Below are 16183 nucleotides of genomic sequence, written 5' to 3' on the forward strand. Positions count from 1 at the left end.
CCTCAGTCCGGGCGCCGCGAAGCGCGGCCCTCGGCTCCCTCCCCCGGCTCCAGCGGCGGGGACGTCACCCCGCAGTGCACCCGGCACCCCGGATGGCAGCCCGCCGTCGCCGGGGTGCGCATCGTCGTCCAGGCGAGCACCGCGCCCACCACCAGGATCCCCGCGCACATCGGCATCGCCCGCCGGAACGTCTCCCCGAACTCCTCCGCCGAGCGGTACGCCTCCGGGCCCATCCCGGCGAGCATCGGCAGCGCCGCCACCGCGAGCAGGCCGGCCGCCCGCGCCGCCGCGTTGTTGATGCCGCTCGCCAGGCCCGCCCTCGACACGTCCACCGAGGCGAGCACGGTCGCGGTCAGCGGCGCGACCAGGGTCGTCATCCCGAGCCCGAGCACCAGCAGGGCGGGCAGCACGTCCCGGACGTACGAGGCGTCCTCACCGACCCTGAGCATCAGGAGCATGCCCGACGCGCACAGCAGCGGCCCGACCGTGAGCGGGATGCGGGGCCCGATCCGCTCCCCCAGCTCCCCGGACTTCGCCGAGAGCAGCAGCATCAGGACGGTCGTGGGGAGCAGGGCCGTACCGGCGCCGAGGGCCGAATAGCCGGACACCACCTGGAGCTGGAGGGCCGCCAGGAAGAAGAAGCCGCCGAACGCCGCGTACACGCAGAGCGTGACCAGGTTGACCGCCGTGAAGATCCGGGACGCGAAGATCGACGGCGGCACCATCGCGGACCCGCCGCGCCGCCGCTCCACCGCCACGAACCCGGCCCCGACGACGACCCCCGCCGCCCCGGCCCACCAGGCCTCACCGATCAGCGCGTACGTCACGAACGCCAGGGACGTCGCGCCGAGGACCGCGCCGAGGACGTCGAACCGGCCGTGCGCCGCCTCGTCCCGCGACTCCGGCACGTGGCGCAGGGCGACCGGTACGCAGAGGGCGGCGAGCGGCACGTTGAGCAGGAACACCCACCGCCAGCCGGGGCCGTCCACCAGCCAGCCCCCCACGAACGGTCCGACCGCCGCCCCGACCCCGCCGAAGCCGGACCAGAGCCCGACCGCCCTGGCCCGGTCGTCCTCGTGGAAACTGGCCTGGATCAGCGCGAGCGAACCGGGCGTGAGCAGCGCCCCGCCCACGCCCTGGAGGGCGCGGGCCGCGATCAGCACCCCGGCGTTCGGCGCGAGCCCACACAGCAGCGAGGCGAGCGCGAACCACACCACCCCGATCACGAAGACCCGGCGGCGCCCGTACCGGTCCCCGAGCGCCCCGCCGAGCAGGATCAGCCCGGCCAGCGTCAGCATGTACGCGTTGACCGTCCACTGGAGCGCGCCGAGGTCCGCGTCCAGGTCCTCGCCGATGTGGGGCAGGGCGACATTCACGACGGTGGAGTCGAGCAGCGCCATCCCCGACCCGAGGACGGTCGTGAACAGGATCCACCGCCCGGTCCCCGAGGCCATCCGTACGTCCCGCTCTCCCATGCCTGCATGGTCCCGCGAACGACGGAGCCCCGCCCGCCGGAATCCGAGCAGACGGGGACGGGGGCGGGGGCGGACGCACGAGGGCCCGGTACCTCGGGAGGTACCGGGCCCCACGCTCACGCCTGCGTCCGCTGCCGGCTCCGGGCCGGCGGGATCAGCCGCTTACTTCAGCTTGGTGCCGGTCGAGCGCAGCGCCGCGCACGCCTCGGTCACCCGGACGGCCATGCCGGCCTCGGCCAGCTTGCCCCAGGTGCGCGGGTCGTAGGTCGACTTGACGCCGACCTCGCCGTCGACCTTCAGGACGCCGTCGTAGTTCTTGAACATGTGGTTCGCCACCGGACGCGTGAAGGCGTACTGCGTGTCGGTGTCGAGGTTCATCTTCACGACGCCGTTCTCGAGCGCCGTGGCGATCTCCTCGGCCGTGGAGCCCGAGCCGCCGTGGAAGACGAAGTCGAACGGGGAGGCCTTGCCGTACTTCTCGGCCACGCCCGCCTGGAGGTCCTTGAGGAGCTCGGGGCGGAGGACGACGTTGCCCGGCTTGTAGACGCCGTGCACGTTGCCGAAGGAGGCGGCGAGCAGGTAGCGGCCCTTCTCGCCCAGGCCGAGGGCCTCGGCGGTGCGGAGAGCGTCGTCGACGGTGGTGTACAGCTCGTCGTTGATCTCGTGGCTGACGCCGTCCTCCTCGCCGCCGGTCGGGGTGATCTCGACCTCAAGAATGATCTTGGCGGCGGCGGCCTTGGCGAGCAGCTCCTGGCCGATGGCCAGGTTGTCGGCCAGGGTCTCGGCGGAACCGTCCCACATGTGCGACTGGAAGAGCGGGTTGTCGCCGCGGGCGACGCGCTCGGCGGAGACCTCCAGCAGCGGACGGACGTAGCTGTCCAGCTTGTCCTTCGGGCAGTGGTCGGTGTGCAGCGCGACCGTGATGTCGTACTTCGCGGCGACGATGTGCGCGAACTCGGCCAGGGCGACGGCGCCCGTGACCATGTCCTTGTTGTACTGGCCGCCCAGGAACTCGGCTCCGCCGGTCGAGATCTGGATGATGCCGTCGCTCTCGGCCTCCGCGAAGCCGCGCAGAGCAGCGTGCAGGGTCTGGGACGAGGTCACGTTGATGGCCGGGTAGGCGAACTTGCCTGCCTTCGCCCGGTCGAGCATCTCGTTGTAGACCTCGGGGGTTGCGATGGGCATTCGTCCGCTCCTTGTGATGTGCGGGGTGTGTGCGTTGCTGTCCCTGACCTGGGGGCGACGTCATCGTCGACGCCCATCCTTCCAGACTCTCGTCCGGGCTCCCACGGGCACGGCACACAGAGGGGCGGGGTGTTTCACGTGAAACACCCCGCCCCTCGGCAAAAATGCAGGTCAGGCCACGTATCAACCGGGTCCCGGACCTAAGTCACGACTTCGCGGCAGTTACGCCAGATCCAGATCGGCCAGCTGGTAGCCCGTGAGGTACGTCAGACCGGCCCCCGCGATCGCCTCCGCGGCACCCCGGTCCACGATCGTCGCCACGGCGACGACCTCGCCGCCGGCCTCGCGGACCGCCTCGACCGCGGTCAGCGGCGAACCGCCGGTGGTCGAGGTGTCCTCGACGACGAGGCAGCGACGGCCCTTGACGTCCGTGCCCTCGATCCGGCGCTGCATCCCGTGCGCCTTCTGCGCCTTCCGGACGACGAAGGCGTCGAGGCGCTGCCCGCGCGCGGCGGAGGCGTGCAGCATCGAGGTCGCGACCGGGTCGGCGCCCAGGGTCAGGCCGCCGACACAGTCGAAGTCCAGGTCGGCCGTGAGGTCGAGCATGACCTGGCCGACCATCGGCGCGGCCTCGCCGTCCAGCGTGATCCGGCGCAGGTCGATGTAGTAGTCGGCTTCCAGACCCGAGGAGAGGGTCACCTTGCCGTGCACCACGGCCTTGTCCTTGATCTGCTGGAGCAGCTCAGCGCGTACGTCAGTCATGCCCCTGAGCTTAGAGGGCCCTGCTCAGAGGCGGCGCCAGCTCCAGGTGCTCTCGACCTCCAGGGGGTCGATCGGGGTGACCAGGCGCGGGTGGGTGTTGAGGCCGTTCGGCGGGCCGGACTGCGGCTCGACGCAGACGGCTTCCTCGGGCTCGTCGTAGATCACGACCCAGGGCGCGCGGCTGGTGACCTTCAGCTCCATCTCCTCCGGCCAGGTCAGGGTGACGTCGACGCCGTCGGGCATGCCGAAGCAGTCGTCCCAGGGGCCGGGCAGGGGGTCGATCCGGCGCCCGGTGGGGAGGTGGTCGTCCCCGCGCTCCTCCTGCCAGGCGGCGGTGAAGCCGATCCGCACGTCCTGGCCGCCGGCGCCGAGGTTGCGCAGGAACCAGGGGTGCCAGCCGGCCTGCGCCGGGAAGGAGGCGTCGTAGGTCTCGACCCCGAAGCGGAGGGTCAGGGAGTCCTCGGCCAGCTCGAAGACCTGCGTCACCATGCCCTTGTACGGCCAGGGGTCCCCGAGCTCGCAGGTGAAGACCGCCTCGGTCGCGGAGGTCCTGACGGTCTTCCAGGCGAGGTCCCGGACGGTGCCGTGGATGGCGTGCGGGGCCGCGTTGACCGGCAGCTGGTGCGGGGTGGCGCCGTTGTGGAAGCGCCCGTTCCCGGTCCGCCCGCACCAGGGCACCATCGGGAAGCTCCCGTACCGCTCGCCCTGGCGCAACACCTCGGTGCCGCCGATGCGCAGGCTCTCGATCCGGCAGCCGTTCTCGGGGCTGATGGTCAACTCGGCGTCGCCCGCCGTCAGTCGCGTCTGCATGCTCACGCCCCGACCCTAATCGCGCGGGGGCCCCAACGGTGCCGACCCCGTGCGGGCAGGTCTCAGCGGCGCCGGCGCAGCGCTCTGCCGACGACGACGGCGGAGGCGAGCGCGAGGGCCGCGGCCGGTGCGATCCAGCGCAGCGTGGCACCGGCGGTCGACGACTCGGGGGCGGGCACGGGGGCGTACCGGCCGCGCGGCGGGGCGTGGTCGACCTCCTCGGCGCTCCGTCCGATCATCGTCCGGCGGGCGTGGGCGGCCTCGGCGGCGGGCTGCGGGGCGGGGAACGCGAGGGAGGCGTCGCCGAAGTCCTCGGCGAGGAGGGGGTCGAGGGTGGACGACGGCGGAACGGGCGCGTCACCCCGTCGCGGCTCCTCGACCCCGTCGTCGACCCCGTCGTCATCGGTGTCGGGCTCGGGGGCGGCGTCGGCCTCGGGGGCGGCGTCGGCCTCGGCCTCGTCGACAGGGGCCGTGTCGGCCTCGGGGGCGGAGACGGCGGCGGGCTCGGCCCCGGACATCGCCCCGGCCTCGGCCCGCTCCGGGCCCTGCTCCCGCTCCGGCTTGCCCTTCCGCTCCTCCGTCACGTCCGTCAGTGCCTCCGCGAACCTGTCCAGGAGGCGGGTGGCCGCTGTCGCCCGTTCCTCGTCCGTCGCCTCGGCGAGCCGGCCGCTCGCCTCCACGGCGCCGGTGAAGCCGAGGCTGGTCCCCTCCGCCACCGGGGTGAGGACGACGGTGAGCGTCAGCTCCGCCGTGCCCTTGCCCCGGACCTCCGTGCCCTCGCCCTCATAAGTGAGGGCGCCGTCCCGGTCGACGATCTTCAACGCGCCGCGGTAGGTGATGGTGTGGCCGCCGACCCGCACCTTGAGCCGGCCCGTGAGGGGGCCCGCCTCCGCGTCGGCGTCCCGCTGGAAGCCGGGTACGCAGCGCACCACCCGGCCCGGGTCCGTGAGCGTCGCGCGCAGAACCTCGGCCGGGACCGGGACGAACACCTCATGCTCCATGGACACCGAGCCTACTCAGGCCGGGGCGCGGCGTCGCCTGTTCGGCGCGGCGCCCCGGCGCCCGGACCCTCGGGCCCTCGTGGTCAGCCGCCGTACCGCGGGTGCACCAGGGTGGACGGCGGCAGCGCCGCGAGCCGGCCGCGCTCGGCGTGGCGGGCGGCCGCGGCCAGGGTGTCCTCGGCGAGCGCGCGCAGCCGGGGCGCGTCGGCGGCGAGGCCGAGGGCGGGCGGGCGGCTGCCCCGGACGGCCAGGAGGAAGCCCCAGTCGGCGGGCCCCCGTCCCGTACCGCCGGCGCGGTCGGCGCGGCCGGGGCCCGAGACGAAGCCGGGGGTGCGGCCGCTCGCGCCGTAGGGGCGGGTCGCGAACCCGGCCGCGCGCAGGGTGGCGTCCACGGTCCAGAAGGTGTGGGGCCGGTCGGTGACGGATCCGGCGTGGACGGCGAAGCGTCCGGAGCGGGTGAGGACCTGGGCCACGAGGCCGTAGAACTCCTGCGCGTACAACTTGGTGCTACGGGTGATCCCGGGGTCGGGGAGGTCGGAGATCACCACGTCGTACCGTTCCTGCACATGCGCGGTGGCGCCCCGGAGCCAGTGGAAGGCGTCCGCGTAGACCACCCGGACGCGGGGGTCCAGGAACGCCCGCGCGTTCAGCCGGGCGAGCGCCGGGTCCGTACGGGCGAGGCGGACGACCCCCGGATCGAGTTCGACGACGGTGACGGCGCGGACCCCGGGGTAGCGCAGGACCTCGCGGGCGGCCATGCCGTCCCCGCCGCCGACGATGAGCACGCGCGCGTGCACCCCGTTCATCGCGGGGTGGACGAGCGCCTCGTGGTAGCGGTACTCGTCCCGCCCGGCGACCCGGAGGCGGCCGTCGAGGAACAGGTCGGGCGCGCCGTCGACGCCTCCCGTGACGACGATCTCCTGGAGCTCGGTGTGGACGGCGACCCGCACCCGGTCGCCGTACACGGCCCGGCGCGCCGCCTGTTCGAAGTCGTCGACGAGCACGGTCGCCGTGGCGAGGACGGCGAGGACCGACAGGTTCACGGCGACGAGGAGGGCTCGGGAGCGGGTGGTGAGGTCGCGGCGGAACACCCACAGGACGAGGCCGCCGCCCGCCACCGCGTTGACCGCGCCGGTGACGAGGGCGCCGGTGAGCTGGCCGAGCCAGGGCAGCAGCAGGAAGGGAAAGGCGAGGCCGCCGACGAGCGCGCCGACGTAGTCGGCGGCGAACAGGTCGGCGACCGTCCCCGCGGCGTCGTCCTGCTCCCCGCGCGGGGCCTGCCGGCCGGAGCGGTCCGCGCACGGGGGGCGTGCGGCGGCCCCGGCGGGCCGCTGTATCAGCGACATCAGGAGCGGGATCTCCGCGCCGATGAGCACCCCGATGGCGAGCGAGAACGCCACCACCACGTACCGCGATTCGCCGAGCCAGGCGAAGGCCGCGTACAGCACCATCGCCGAGCAGCCGCCGACGAGCGCGAGCCCGGCCTCGACCAGGCCGAAGCCGACGGCGGCACGGCAGCACAGCCGCTTGGCGAGGAGCGAGCCCACGCCCATCGCGAAGACCATCACGGAGAGCACGACGGAGGCCTGGGTGACCGAGTCGCCGATCAAGTACGAGGAGAGGGCGACCAGTTCGAGCTCGTAGACCAGGCCGCAGGCGGCGCAGACGAAGACCACCGCGAGGACCGGGAACCGCACCGCCCGAGCGGTCCCGCGGGGCGGCTCGGGCCGCCGCACGGGCGCCCGCCGCACCCTCTTGGGTGGCATGGTCACGGTCGGCTCGATCATGCCCGTAACGCTACGTCACGATACGCACACCCCTTGTCACCCACACGAGTGCACCTGGAGCGTCGGGTGGGCGTATCAGAGTGTCGCGGGCATACGTGCGCCGATTCGGGTCCTGGTCACCACCAACTGCCCTTCCTGCGGGTAGGCGTGCCAGGTGCGCCAGCGCACCTGACCCTCGTGGCGCTGGGCCAGCATCGCCGTGAAGGCGTGCGGAGAGCCGGGGAAGGTGCCCGCGAGCCCGTTGGGGTGGTCCGCGACGAGTGCGAGCAACTCCTGTGCGCGGCCCGCGAAGGAGCCGTGCGACAGCGTCTCGACGCGCGCGGCGAATTCGTACTCCCATGCGCCGACGCGCTTGGAGACGCCGAGCGGGAGCGGGGTGCTACTGCCGGGCATGCAGGCGACGGTCTCCGAGCAGCTGCCGCCCTCCTCTTCCAGGAGAACCTGGTGGGAGGCGCCGAGCAGTCTCAACTGGAGTCTGGCGTCGTCGAGTTGGAGGTCGAGCACGGCGAGGGCGGGAAGCGGCTCGCGCCCGAGGGCCCAGGCCAGATCGGCCGCTCGCGTGTCGGTGTAGGAGGTCTTCAGGGTGGTGAGCATGGGTCGGCTCCGCAAACACGGTTTGGCGGGTGGGCCGGGGGCGCCCCGGAGAGGGTTTCAGCGGGAGTGGGGAATCGCCGGCTCGGGTCCACACACGGTCCGAGGGCTGTCTCTGTCAGGAGCGAGAGAACCACGGACCCCGAGCGACTCGCAGCGGTTTTACCCAACTTGCTGTGTTTTCCAACCCCTTCGGGGACCCCACAGTTCACTTGTTCAATCGGACTCGATCGCCGGGTTCGTGCGGACCGCCCCGGTCCTGTGCTTCAGCTCCGGATTCCGCCTCAGTTTCCGCCGCCGCAGCCTCCGCCGCCGCCCCCGCAGCTCGACCCACCGGAACTGCAGGAGCTGCCGCCGCCGCCGCAGCCCCCGCCCCCGCCCCCGTCGGCCCAGGTGCTGTGGCGCGACCGGCCCCCGCGCGGCCTGACGGTGCGCGGGCCGCCGCGCGTGCTGTGGATGGCGGCGGCCACCCCGATGACCACCACGACCACGAAGATGACAATGACGATGGCGATGAAGGATTCCATCTGTACTACCCCCGTTCTTCTGTGCGAGGGAGATGCCCTTTCCGCCCTTGTGTCAAAGCGCACTTGAGCAAGTCCAGAGCTTGGCTCCAGGATGGCCGTCATGACACGACCGCCGCTCAACCGCCGCCTCGCCGAGTTCGGGACGACCGTCTTCGCCGAGATGTCCGCGCTCGCCGCCAGGACCGGAGCGATCAACCTCGGTCAGGGCTTCCCCGACACCGACGGCCCCGAGGAGATCCGGGAGGCCGCGGTCCGCGCCCTGCGGGACGGTCGCGGCAACCAGTACCCGCCCGGCCCCGGCGTCCCGGAGCTGCGCTCGGCCGTCGCCGACCACCAGCGGGAGCGGTACGGCCTGACGTACGACCCGGACACGGAGGTGCTCGTCACCGCGGGCGCCACCGAGGCCATCGCGGCGGCGCTGCTCGCCCTGGTCGAGCCGGGCGACGAGGTGATCGCCCTGGAGCCGTACTACGACTCGTACGCGGCCTGTGTCGCGATGGCCGGCGGGACCAGGGTCCCCGTCACCCTCCGTCCGCACGAGGGGTCCTACGTCCTCGACCTGGACGAGCTGCGGGCCGCCGTCACCGACCGGACCCGGCTGATCCTCCTCAACACCCCGCACAACCCGACCGGCACCGTCCTCACCCGGGCCGAACTCACGGCCGTCGCGGAGCTCGCCGTCGAGCGGGACCTGCTCGTCGTCACCGACGAGGTGTACGAGCACCTGGTCTTCGACGGCGCCGAGCACCTCCCGATCGCGAGCCTCCCCGGCATGCGGGAGCGCACGGTCAGCATCGGCTCGGCCGGCAAGACCTTCTCCTTCACCGGCTGGAAGGTCGGCTGGGTGACCGCGAGCCCCGAGCTGACCTCCGCCGTCCGCTCGGCCAAGCAGTTCCTCACGTACGTCTCCTCGGGCCCGTTCCAGTACGCGATCGCCGAGGCCCTCCGGCTCCCGGCCTCCTACTTCGACGGCCTCCGCGCCGACCTCCAGGCCAAGCGGGACCTGCTGAGCGAGGGCCTCGCGCAGGCGGGCTTCGAGGTCTACCGGCCGTCCGGCACCTACTTCGTCACCACCGACATCCGCCCGCTCGGCGACGCCGACGGCTTCGCCTTCTGCCGGTCGCTGCCGGAGCGCGCCGGGGTCGTCGCCATCCCCAACGCCGTCTTCTACGACCACCGCGACGCCGGCGCCCCCTTCGTCCGCTTCGCCTTCTGCAAGAAGACCGAGGTCCTGGAGGAGGCCGTCTCCCGCCTGAAGCGGCTGGGCTGAGGCCGCCGCGCCGGGGCGCGGCCGAGACGCCCCGGGACGTACGAGAGCCCGGCCCCCCGCTGACGGGGGGCCGGGCTCTCGTGGCGGTACGGGGGAGGCTCAGGCCTCCTCGTCGCCCGCCTTCTCCTCGGGGGTCTCCAGACCGAACTGCTCGACGATCCACTTGTCGAACTCGATGGAGGCGCGGACCCAGCTGACCGTGGAGGACACGAAGTGCTCCAGGGCGACGCCGGTGCCGATCAGCATCTGGGCCTCACCGATGAGGCGGAGGGTGGCGGAGCCGTCCTCCTCCTCGTGCAGGTGCGTGTAGACCTTCGGCCACAGGGTGCGGCGGTTCCAGTCGTCGATCGCGTCGAGGATCCGCGCGCGGTCGTCGGCCGAGTGCGGACGGTCGTAGAACGTCCGCACCGAGAAGACCTGCTGCTCGTCCTCGCCGCGGAACATGAAGTACGTGCGGAATTCCTCCCACGGCGCCGCGAGGTCACCCTCGTCGTCGACGACGTACTTCAGCTCCATCTGCTCGAGGAGCTGCTTGACGAGGTCCTGGTCGGGGACGACGGGGCCCGCCGGTCCTGCGGCCTGAGGCTGGGGCTGGCCCCCGAAATTCGGAATCGAGGACGGGTCGATGCTCACCGTGTATTTCCCTTCGTACGGATGCTCGCCATCCTCCCCCATCCCGGGCGGGTTGTGGCAACCCCGGGCCGGTCGGATGGCTGAGCGCGATCGTCAGCGTCCGGCCGGTCCCACGATCAGACCGTCCTCGAAGCGGTCCACGCGGACCGTGTCGCCGTCCTGGATCTCGCCCGCGAGGATCTCCTTGGCGAGCCGGTCGCCGATCGCCGTCTGGATCAGGCGGCGCAGCGGCCGCGCGCCGTACGCGGGGTCGTTGCCCTCCTCGGCGAGCCAGTCCAGGGCCTCCTGGGTGACGTCCAGGGTGAGCCGCCGCTCGGCGAGGCGCTTCGCGAGGCGGTCGATCTGGAGCCGCGCGATCCGGCCGAGCTCGGCCCGGTCGAGGGCGGAGAAGACCACCAGGTCGTCCAGCCGGTTGAGGAACTCCGGCTTGAAGCTGGCCCTCACCACGTCCATGACCTGCTGCTTCTTGACCTCGGCCGAGGTCAGCGGGTCCACCAGGTACTGGCTGCCGAGGTTCGACGTGAGGACCAGGATGGTGTTGCGGAAGTCCACCGTCCGGCCCTGGCCGTCGGTGAGCCGCCCGTCGTCCAGGACCTGGAGCAGGACGTCGAAGACCTCCGGGTGCGCCTTCTCCACCTCGTCGAGCAGGACCACGCTGTACGGGCGGCGGCGGACCGCCTCCGTGAGCTGGCCGCCCTCCTCGTAGCCGACGTAGCCGGGAGGCGCGCCGACCAGACGGGCGACGCTGTGCTTCTCGCCGTACTCCGACATGTCGATGCGGATCATGGCCCGCTCGTCGTCGAAGAGGAAGTCGGCGAGCGCCTTCGCCAGCTCGGTCTTGCCGACGCCCGTCGGGCCGAGGAAGAGGAAGGAGCCGGTGGGCCGGTCGGGGTCGGCGATGCCGGCGCGGGTCCGGCGCACGGCGTCGGAGACCGCCTGCACGGCCTCGGACTGGCCGATCAGGCGCCTGCCGAGCTCGTCCTCCATCCGGAGCAGCTTCTGCGTCTCGCCCTCCAGGAGACGGCCGGCGGGGATGCCGGTCCAGGAGCCGACCACGTCCGCGATGTCGTCGGGGCCGACCTCGTCCTTGACCATCGTGTCCTTGGAGGACTCCTGCTGGGCCTCGGCCTCCGAGGCCTCCTCCAGCTCCCGCTCCAGGGCGGGGATCTCCCCGTAGAGCAGCTTGGACGCGGTGTCGAAGTCGCCGTCGCGCTGGGCGCGCTCGGCCCGGCCGCGGGTCTCGTCGAGGCGCTCCTTCAGCTCACCGACCCGGTTGAGGGACTCCTTCTCCTTCTCCCAGCGGGCGGTGAGGCCCCGCAGCTCCTCCTCGCGGTCGGCGAGGTCGCGGCGGAGCTTCTCCAGGCGCTGCTTGCTCGCCGCGTCCGTCTCGTTCTTGAGGGCCAGCTCCTCCATGCGGAGCCGGTCCACGGAGCGCTGGAGCTCGTCGATCTCGACCGGGGACGAGTCGATCTCCATGCGGAGCCGGGAGGCGGCCTCGTCGACGAGGTCGATGGCCTTGTCGGGGAGGAAGCGGGAGGTGATGTACCGGTCGGACAGGGTCGCGGCGGCCACCAGGGCGGAGTCGTTGATCTGCACCTTGTGGTGGGCCTCGTACCGGCCCTTGAGGCCGCGGAGGATGGCGATGGTGTCCTCGACCGTCGGCTCGGCGACCAGGACCTGCTGGAAGCGGCGCTCCAGGGCGGGGTCCTTCTCGATCCGCTCGCGGTACTCGTCGAGGGTGGTCGCGCCGACCATGCGGAGCTCGCCGCGGGCCAGCATGGGCTTCAGCATGTTGCCCGCGTCCATGGCGGAGTCGCCGCCGGCGCCCGCGCCGACGACCGTGTGCAGCTCGTCGATGAAGGTGATGATCTGGCCGTCGCTGGCCTTGATCTCGGAGAGGACGGTCTTGAGCCGCTCCTCGAACTCGCCGCGGTACTTGGCCCCGGCGACCATCGCGCCGAGGTCGAGCGAGACCAGCCGCTTGTTCTTCAGCGACTCGGGCACGTCGCCCTTCACGATCCGCTGGGCGAGGCCCTCGACGACGGCGGTCTTGCCGACGCCGGGCTCACCGATGAGGACCGGGTTGTTCTTGGTGCGGCGGGACAGCACCTGCACGACGCGGCGGATCTCGTGGTCGCGGCCGATGACCGGGTCCAGCTTGCCCTCGCGCGCGGCGGCCGTGAAGTCCGTACCGAACTTCTCCAGCGCCTTGTACTGACCCTCCGGGTCGGGTGTGGTCACCCGGCGTCCTCCCCTGCTGTTCTCGAACGCGTCGAGCAGCTTGGATGCGCTCGCGCCCTGCCGGTCGAGGATCTCACCGGCCTGGCCGCCCTTGGCGGCGATCGCGATGAGGAGGTGCTCGGTGGACAGGTAGTCGTCGCCGAGCTCCTTCGCCTGCCGGTCGGCGTCGGCGATGACCGCGAGGAACTCGCGGTTGGGCTGCGGAGGCGCGACCGTCGACCCCGTGACGCTCGGCAGGGCGGCGGTCAGCCGCTCCGCGCCGGCGCGGACGACCGCCTGGTCGGCGTCGACGGCGGCGAGCAGGTCGGTGATGTTCTCGTTGTCCTGGCCGGTGAGCAGCGCGAGCAGCAGGTGGGCGGGGGTCAGGTCGGCGTGCCCCTCGGACACGGCGCGGCTGCTCGCCGCGTTGATCGCGTCCCGGCTCCGGTTGGTCAGTTCGGCGTCCACGTGCGGTGCTCCTCCTCGAACGTCGTGGGTCCTCTCCCTTTATGACCTCTCCAGAGTACACAAAGTTGAGTCGGTTCCGCTCAAGGTGTCGCCCACAGCTCCCGTACGGGTAGTTTCCGGGCATGGCGACTGATCCGAGGAACCCCTCCGACTCGTACCTCAGCTTCTGGCGCGAGTACCACATGTGCACCCTGACCACCCCGCGCCCGGACGGCACCCCGCACGTCGTGGCGGTCGGCGTCACGTACGACCCCGAGAACGGGTACGCGCGGGTCATCACCAACAAGCACAGCCGGAAGGTCGCCAACGTCCTGGCCGCGGGCCCGGAGGGGGCGCGGGTCGCGGTCTGCCAGGTCGACAAGGGGCGCTGGGCCACCCTGGAGGGCGTCGCCCGCATCCGTACGGAGGCGGAGGTCGTCGCGGACGCCGTGGCCCGCTACGCGGAGCGGTACGGACGGACGCCGGCCCCGAACCCGGACCGGGTCGTCGTCGAGATCACCCTCACACGGGCGATGGGCCGCGCCTGACGGGCTCCGGGGCGCGCGGTGCAGCCGTGCACCCCGGCTCCGGACGCGGCGGAGCGGCCGCCGGGCTCCGGCCGCACGTACCGGCGGAGCTCGGCTCCGGACGCAGCACAGCGGCGCCATCGCGTTTCAGGTCCGCGATGGCGCCGCTGTGTGGGGGGTAGTACCTGAGCGATCTACAACGACGGGGGAATCGCTCAGGCACTGCGGGGGGTGGCGGTGATGGTCTCGGGTTCGATCAGCTGGTGGTCCCGCTGGTCGAGGTTGACGAAGATCATGCCGTACCGGATGGCACAGCGGATGGGCTGTGGGGCGCCGCGGGGCCGGCGGAGGCAGCGGTAGGCGCGGACGTCCTCGTCCTGCTCCCGTGCCACCACGATCGGCTCCCCGAAGAGGGTGACCTTCAGCGAGTCGCCACGGTGGGGGATGGCCGTGGCGAGGTCGACGAAGTGCCATCCGGATCGGTAGGCCGAAGCCATCTCCCGTCGGAACCTGGGGTCGTCCGGCGGCACGGTCACGCGCCCGCGCCCCGGGCAGGGATCTCCCAGGACGGCTCGTAGGGTGCCGCGAGCACGGTGTCCGCGGATGCGCTCTCCCACGAGGGTTCGCCCGGTCCCGCCACCACGGAGTGCGCCGGTGCGATCTCCCACGAGGGCTCGTCCGGCCCCGCGACGGAGTGCGCCGGAGCGACCTCCCACGAGGGCTCGCCGACGGCGAGTGCGCCGAGAGCAGCCGCCGCAACGGCTATGGCGCTAAGTGCACGAACCATCCTGGTCATGACCGATCTCCACCTCTTTTGATCACTACCTCCCCCCCGCGAATAAGACGATGGCTCACGCACGCCCCCTTTCACCAGCCACGCCGGGCATCATGTTCCTGTAATTCATGACCCTGAGGGGGGTGCAAATGAGGCGAGAATGCGACGAGTCCGGTCATAAGCACAGTCACGGTGAACTATGCGACGTGGGCAAGGAGCTCTATGCGAGCGCTCTCCGCACCGGACGCATAGCCCGTGCGGACGCCGAGGGCGCCCCCTGTCTGAGGGCCCTCTCCCTGCTGCACCCGGACCCGGACGACAGCCAGTGGCTGCGTCCCGTACCGCCGTCGATCGCCCTCAGCCAGCTCGTGCACCCCATCGAGCAGGAGATACAGGCCCGCCGGCAGCACGCCATCGCGCTCGCCGACGCTTTCGAGCCGTTCATGGCCCTCCACACGCAGGATCCCTCCGGCGTACAGGCCATCACCGTCCTCGAAGGCCTCAGCGTCATCAACGCCGCCCTCGACCGCGCCATCAACGAGTGCACCGAGGAACTCCTCACCATCCAGCCCGGCAGCGGCCGCCGTCCCGAGACCCTCGAAGCCGCCCTGCGCCGCATGGAGCCGCTCCTCGACCGCGGTGTCCGGATGCGCACGCTCTACCAGCACACCGCGCGGCACCACCCCGCCACCCTCGCCTACGTCGAGCGCGTCGCCCCCTACGGCCTCGACCTGCGCACCCTCGAGGAGATCGTCGACCGGCTGATCATCGTCGACCGCAAGGTCGCCTTCGTGCCCGCGCGCAGCGACCGCCAGGTCGCCCTCGAACTGCGCCACGAAGGCCTCGTCCAGTACCTCGTCGGCGTCTTCGACCAGTTCTGGCTGCACGGCGTGCCCTGGGAGGAGGAGATCCCCTACAGCCCCTCCGTGGACGGCATAGGGGGCGTCCAGCGCTCCATCGCCAAGCTCCTCGTCGAGGGCCACGTCGACGAGGCCATCGCCCGCCGCCTCGGCATGAACGTGCGCACCTGCCGCGCCCACATCGCCAAACTCGCCGCCGCCCTCGGCAGCGGCAGCCGGGCCCAGCTCGGCTACCTCATCGCCCAGTCGGGCATCCTCGACGGGGACAACCGGCCCGCGCGCCACCTGACCGGTATCGAACGGAACGCCTGACCACCGTGTACGTACAGATCGACCTCGACGGCCCCGCCGGGACCCTGAGGGTCTCCGGGCACGGGCTGCCCACCGTGGAGCTCGTCCGGGCCCCCGGGACCCGCCCCGACACCACCACCCCCATCGGGACCCGCAGGGCCGGCCTCCTGGCGCTCACCGTGGACGGGGAGCCCGCCACGATCCGGCCGGCCCGCGGACGGCTCCTGCGGCGCTCCTACCGGGTCGACGTACGGACCGGCGGCGCCCGCTACCGGCTGATCCCCTGCGGATACGACCAGAGCCGGTTCCAGCGGGGCCGGCGGCGGATCGGCACCCTCGTCAGCTCGGGCGACGGCCGGGTCGTCGACACCTGGGAGCCCGGCGCGACCCCCCACGACATCGCCCTCGGCACCGCCCTCGCCGCGGCCTTCGGGACCGGCGCCGCGCCCTGGTTCGAGACGGTCGGCGACATCGTGTCGGAGCTGATCCCCTGACCCGGACGCGCCCGATCCCGCCCGGACACGCGTGAGGCCCCCTCCACAGTGATGGAGGGGGCCTCACGCGTGTCCCGTCGCGTCTACTCGCCGCGCTTGGGGCGCCACACCACGAGGGCGCTCGCCTGCTGCACGTCCTGGTACGGCACCAGGTCGCGCCGGTACGAGGCGTGCACCTGGGCCTCGCGCTGCCGCATCGCCGCCGCCGCGCCGTCGACCGCCGCCGACAGCTCCGCGATCCGGCTCTGCAGCGCGGCGACCTGGTTCTCCAGCTCGATGATCCGCTTGATCCCGGCCAGGTTGATGCCCTCGTCCTGCGACAGCTGCTGCACCTGACGGAGCAGCTCGATGTCACGGGCCGAGTAGCGCCTGCCCCGGCCGGCCGTGCGGTCCGGGGAGACCAGACCGAGCCGGTCGTACTGCCGCAGGGTCTGCGGGTGCAGACCCGAGAGCTGGGCCGCCACCGAGATGACGTACACCGGCGACTCGTCGGTCAGTTGATACGGATTACGTCGGCGCCCGTCCACG

Annotated in this window: 17 protein-coding genes; 4 read left to right on the top strand and 13 right to left on the bottom strand. The window is 72.3% G+C overall.

The window, feature by feature from the left end; all coding sequences use genetic code 11:
* Positions 1-2: 2 nt before the first annotated feature.
* From AMK29_RS11105 to AMK29_RS36655, 8 genes are all read right to left on the bottom strand, one after another.
* Complete coding sequence (locus AMK29_RS11105) at positions 3-1475, bottom strand: MFS transporter (protein ID WP_073811233.1); 1473 nt, start codon at positions 1473-1475, stop codon at positions 3-5.
* A gap of 162 nt (positions 1476-1637) precedes the next feature.
* Positions 1638-2660 (bottom strand): class II fructose-bisphosphate aldolase, encoded by a 1023-nt coding sequence (gene fbaA, locus AMK29_RS11110; RefSeq protein ID WP_073811235.1) that lies wholly within the window; start codon positions 2658-2660, stop codon positions 1638-1640.
* Between the two features lie 222 nt (positions 2661-2882).
* Positions 2883-3422: an orotate phosphoribosyltransferase gene (gene pyrE, locus AMK29_RS11115; protein WP_073811238.1), complete on the bottom strand. Its 540-nt coding sequence runs from the start codon at positions 3420-3422 to the stop codon at positions 2883-2885.
* Between the two features lie 24 nt (positions 3423-3446).
* The gene (locus AMK29_RS11120; protein ID WP_073811241.1) at positions 3447-4232 is read right to left on the bottom strand and encodes an aldose epimerase family protein; all 786 of its coding nucleotides are present in this window, start codon (positions 4230-4232) and stop codon (positions 3447-3449) included.
* Between the two features lie 62 nt (positions 4233-4294).
* A complete protein-coding gene (locus AMK29_RS11125) occupies positions 4295-5233 on the bottom strand; it encodes an SRPBCC domain-containing protein (RefSeq protein WP_073811244.1) in 939 nt (312 codons plus the stop codon).
* Positions 5234-5316: 83 nt separating this feature from the next.
* Positions 5317-7020 carry a polyamine aminopropyltransferase gene (locus AMK29_RS11130; RefSeq protein WP_079196834.1) on the bottom strand — a complete coding sequence of 568 codons (1704 nt, stop codon included), beginning with the start codon at positions 7018-7020 and terminating at the stop codon, positions 5317-5319.
* Positions 7021-7095: 75 nt separating this feature from the next.
* Positions 7096-7614, bottom strand: coding sequence for a DUF2617 family protein (locus tag AMK29_RS11135; RefSeq protein WP_073811250.1), 519 nt, complete (start codon positions 7612-7614; stop codon positions 7096-7098).
* A gap of 281 nt (positions 7615-7895) precedes the next feature.
* Positions 7896-8138 (bottom strand): hypothetical protein, encoded by a 243-nt coding sequence (locus AMK29_RS36655; RefSeq protein WP_073811253.1) that lies wholly within the window; start codon positions 8136-8138, stop codon positions 7896-7898.
* A 100-nt stretch (positions 8139-8238) separates the two neighbouring features.
* On the opposite strand from AMK29_RS36655, the gene AMK29_RS11145 reads away from it, so the two are divergent.
* Positions 8239-9408, top strand: a complete 1170-nt coding sequence (locus AMK29_RS11145) for a pyridoxal phosphate-dependent aminotransferase (RefSeq protein WP_382615846.1) — start codon at positions 8239-8241, stop codon at positions 9406-9408.
* Between the two features lie 99 nt (positions 9409-9507).
* On the opposite strand, the gene AMK29_RS11150 is transcribed toward AMK29_RS11145, so the two are convergent.
* Together AMK29_RS11150 and clpB are read right to left on the bottom strand one after the other, a co-directional pair.
* Positions 9508-10041: a YbjN domain-containing protein gene (locus tag AMK29_RS11150; RefSeq protein WP_073811258.1), complete on the bottom strand. Its 534-nt coding sequence runs from the start codon at positions 10039-10041 to the stop codon at positions 9508-9510.
* 93 nt (positions 10042-10134) lie between these two features.
* Positions 10135-12729 (bottom strand): ATP-dependent chaperone ClpB, encoded by a 2595-nt coding sequence (clpB, locus tag AMK29_RS11155; protein ID WP_073811261.1) that lies wholly within the window; start codon positions 12727-12729, stop codon positions 10135-10137.
* Positions 12730-12851: 122 nt separating this feature from the next.
* On the opposite strand from clpB, the gene AMK29_RS11160 reads away from it, so the two are divergent.
* On the top strand, positions 12852-13256 hold the full coding sequence (locus AMK29_RS11160) for a pyridoxamine 5'-phosphate oxidase family protein (protein ID WP_073811264.1): 405 nt from the start codon (positions 12852-12854) through the stop codon (positions 13254-13256).
* A 194-nt stretch (positions 13257-13450) separates the two neighbouring features.
* On the opposite strand, the gene AMK29_RS11165 is transcribed toward AMK29_RS11160, so the two are convergent.
* Both AMK29_RS11165 and AMK29_RS11170 read right to left on the bottom strand, forming a co-directional pair.
* Positions 13451-13771: a (2Fe-2S)-binding protein gene (locus tag AMK29_RS11165; protein ID WP_073811266.1), complete on the bottom strand. Its 321-nt coding sequence runs from the start codon at positions 13769-13771 to the stop codon at positions 13451-13453.
* A complete protein-coding gene (locus tag AMK29_RS11170; protein ID WP_073811270.1) occupies positions 13768-14031 on the bottom strand; it encodes a hypothetical protein in 264 nt (87 codons plus the stop codon). Before AMK29_RS11170 ends, AMK29_RS11165 begins: the two co-directional genes overlap by 4 nt.
* Positions 14032-14138: 107 nt before the next feature.
* On the opposite strand from AMK29_RS11170, the gene AMK29_RS11175 reads away from it, so the two are divergent.
* Both AMK29_RS11175 and AMK29_RS11180 read left to right on the top strand, forming a co-directional pair.
* A complete protein-coding gene (locus AMK29_RS11175) occupies positions 14139-15182 on the top strand; it encodes a helix-turn-helix transcriptional regulator (RefSeq protein ID WP_198942221.1) in 1044 nt (347 codons plus the stop codon).
* Positions 15183-15187: 5 nt separating this feature from the next.
* Complete coding sequence (locus AMK29_RS11180) at positions 15188-15655, top strand: hypothetical protein (protein ID WP_073811275.1); 468 nt, start codon at positions 15188-15190, stop codon at positions 15653-15655.
* Positions 15656-15738: 83 nt separating this feature from the next.
* Here the strand turns inward: AMK29_RS11180 and AMK29_RS11185 are convergent, their stop codons facing one another.
* Positions 15739-16182, bottom strand: coding sequence for a heat shock protein transcriptional repressor HspR (locus AMK29_RS11185; RefSeq protein WP_073811278.1), 444 nt, complete (start codon positions 16180-16182; stop codon positions 15739-15741).
* Position 16183 lies beyond the last annotated feature (1 nt).

The organism is Streptomyces sp. CB02261 (assembly GCF_001905665.1).
Taxonomy (GTDB): Bacteria; Actinomycetota; Actinomycetes; order Streptomycetales; family Streptomycetaceae; genus Streptomyces.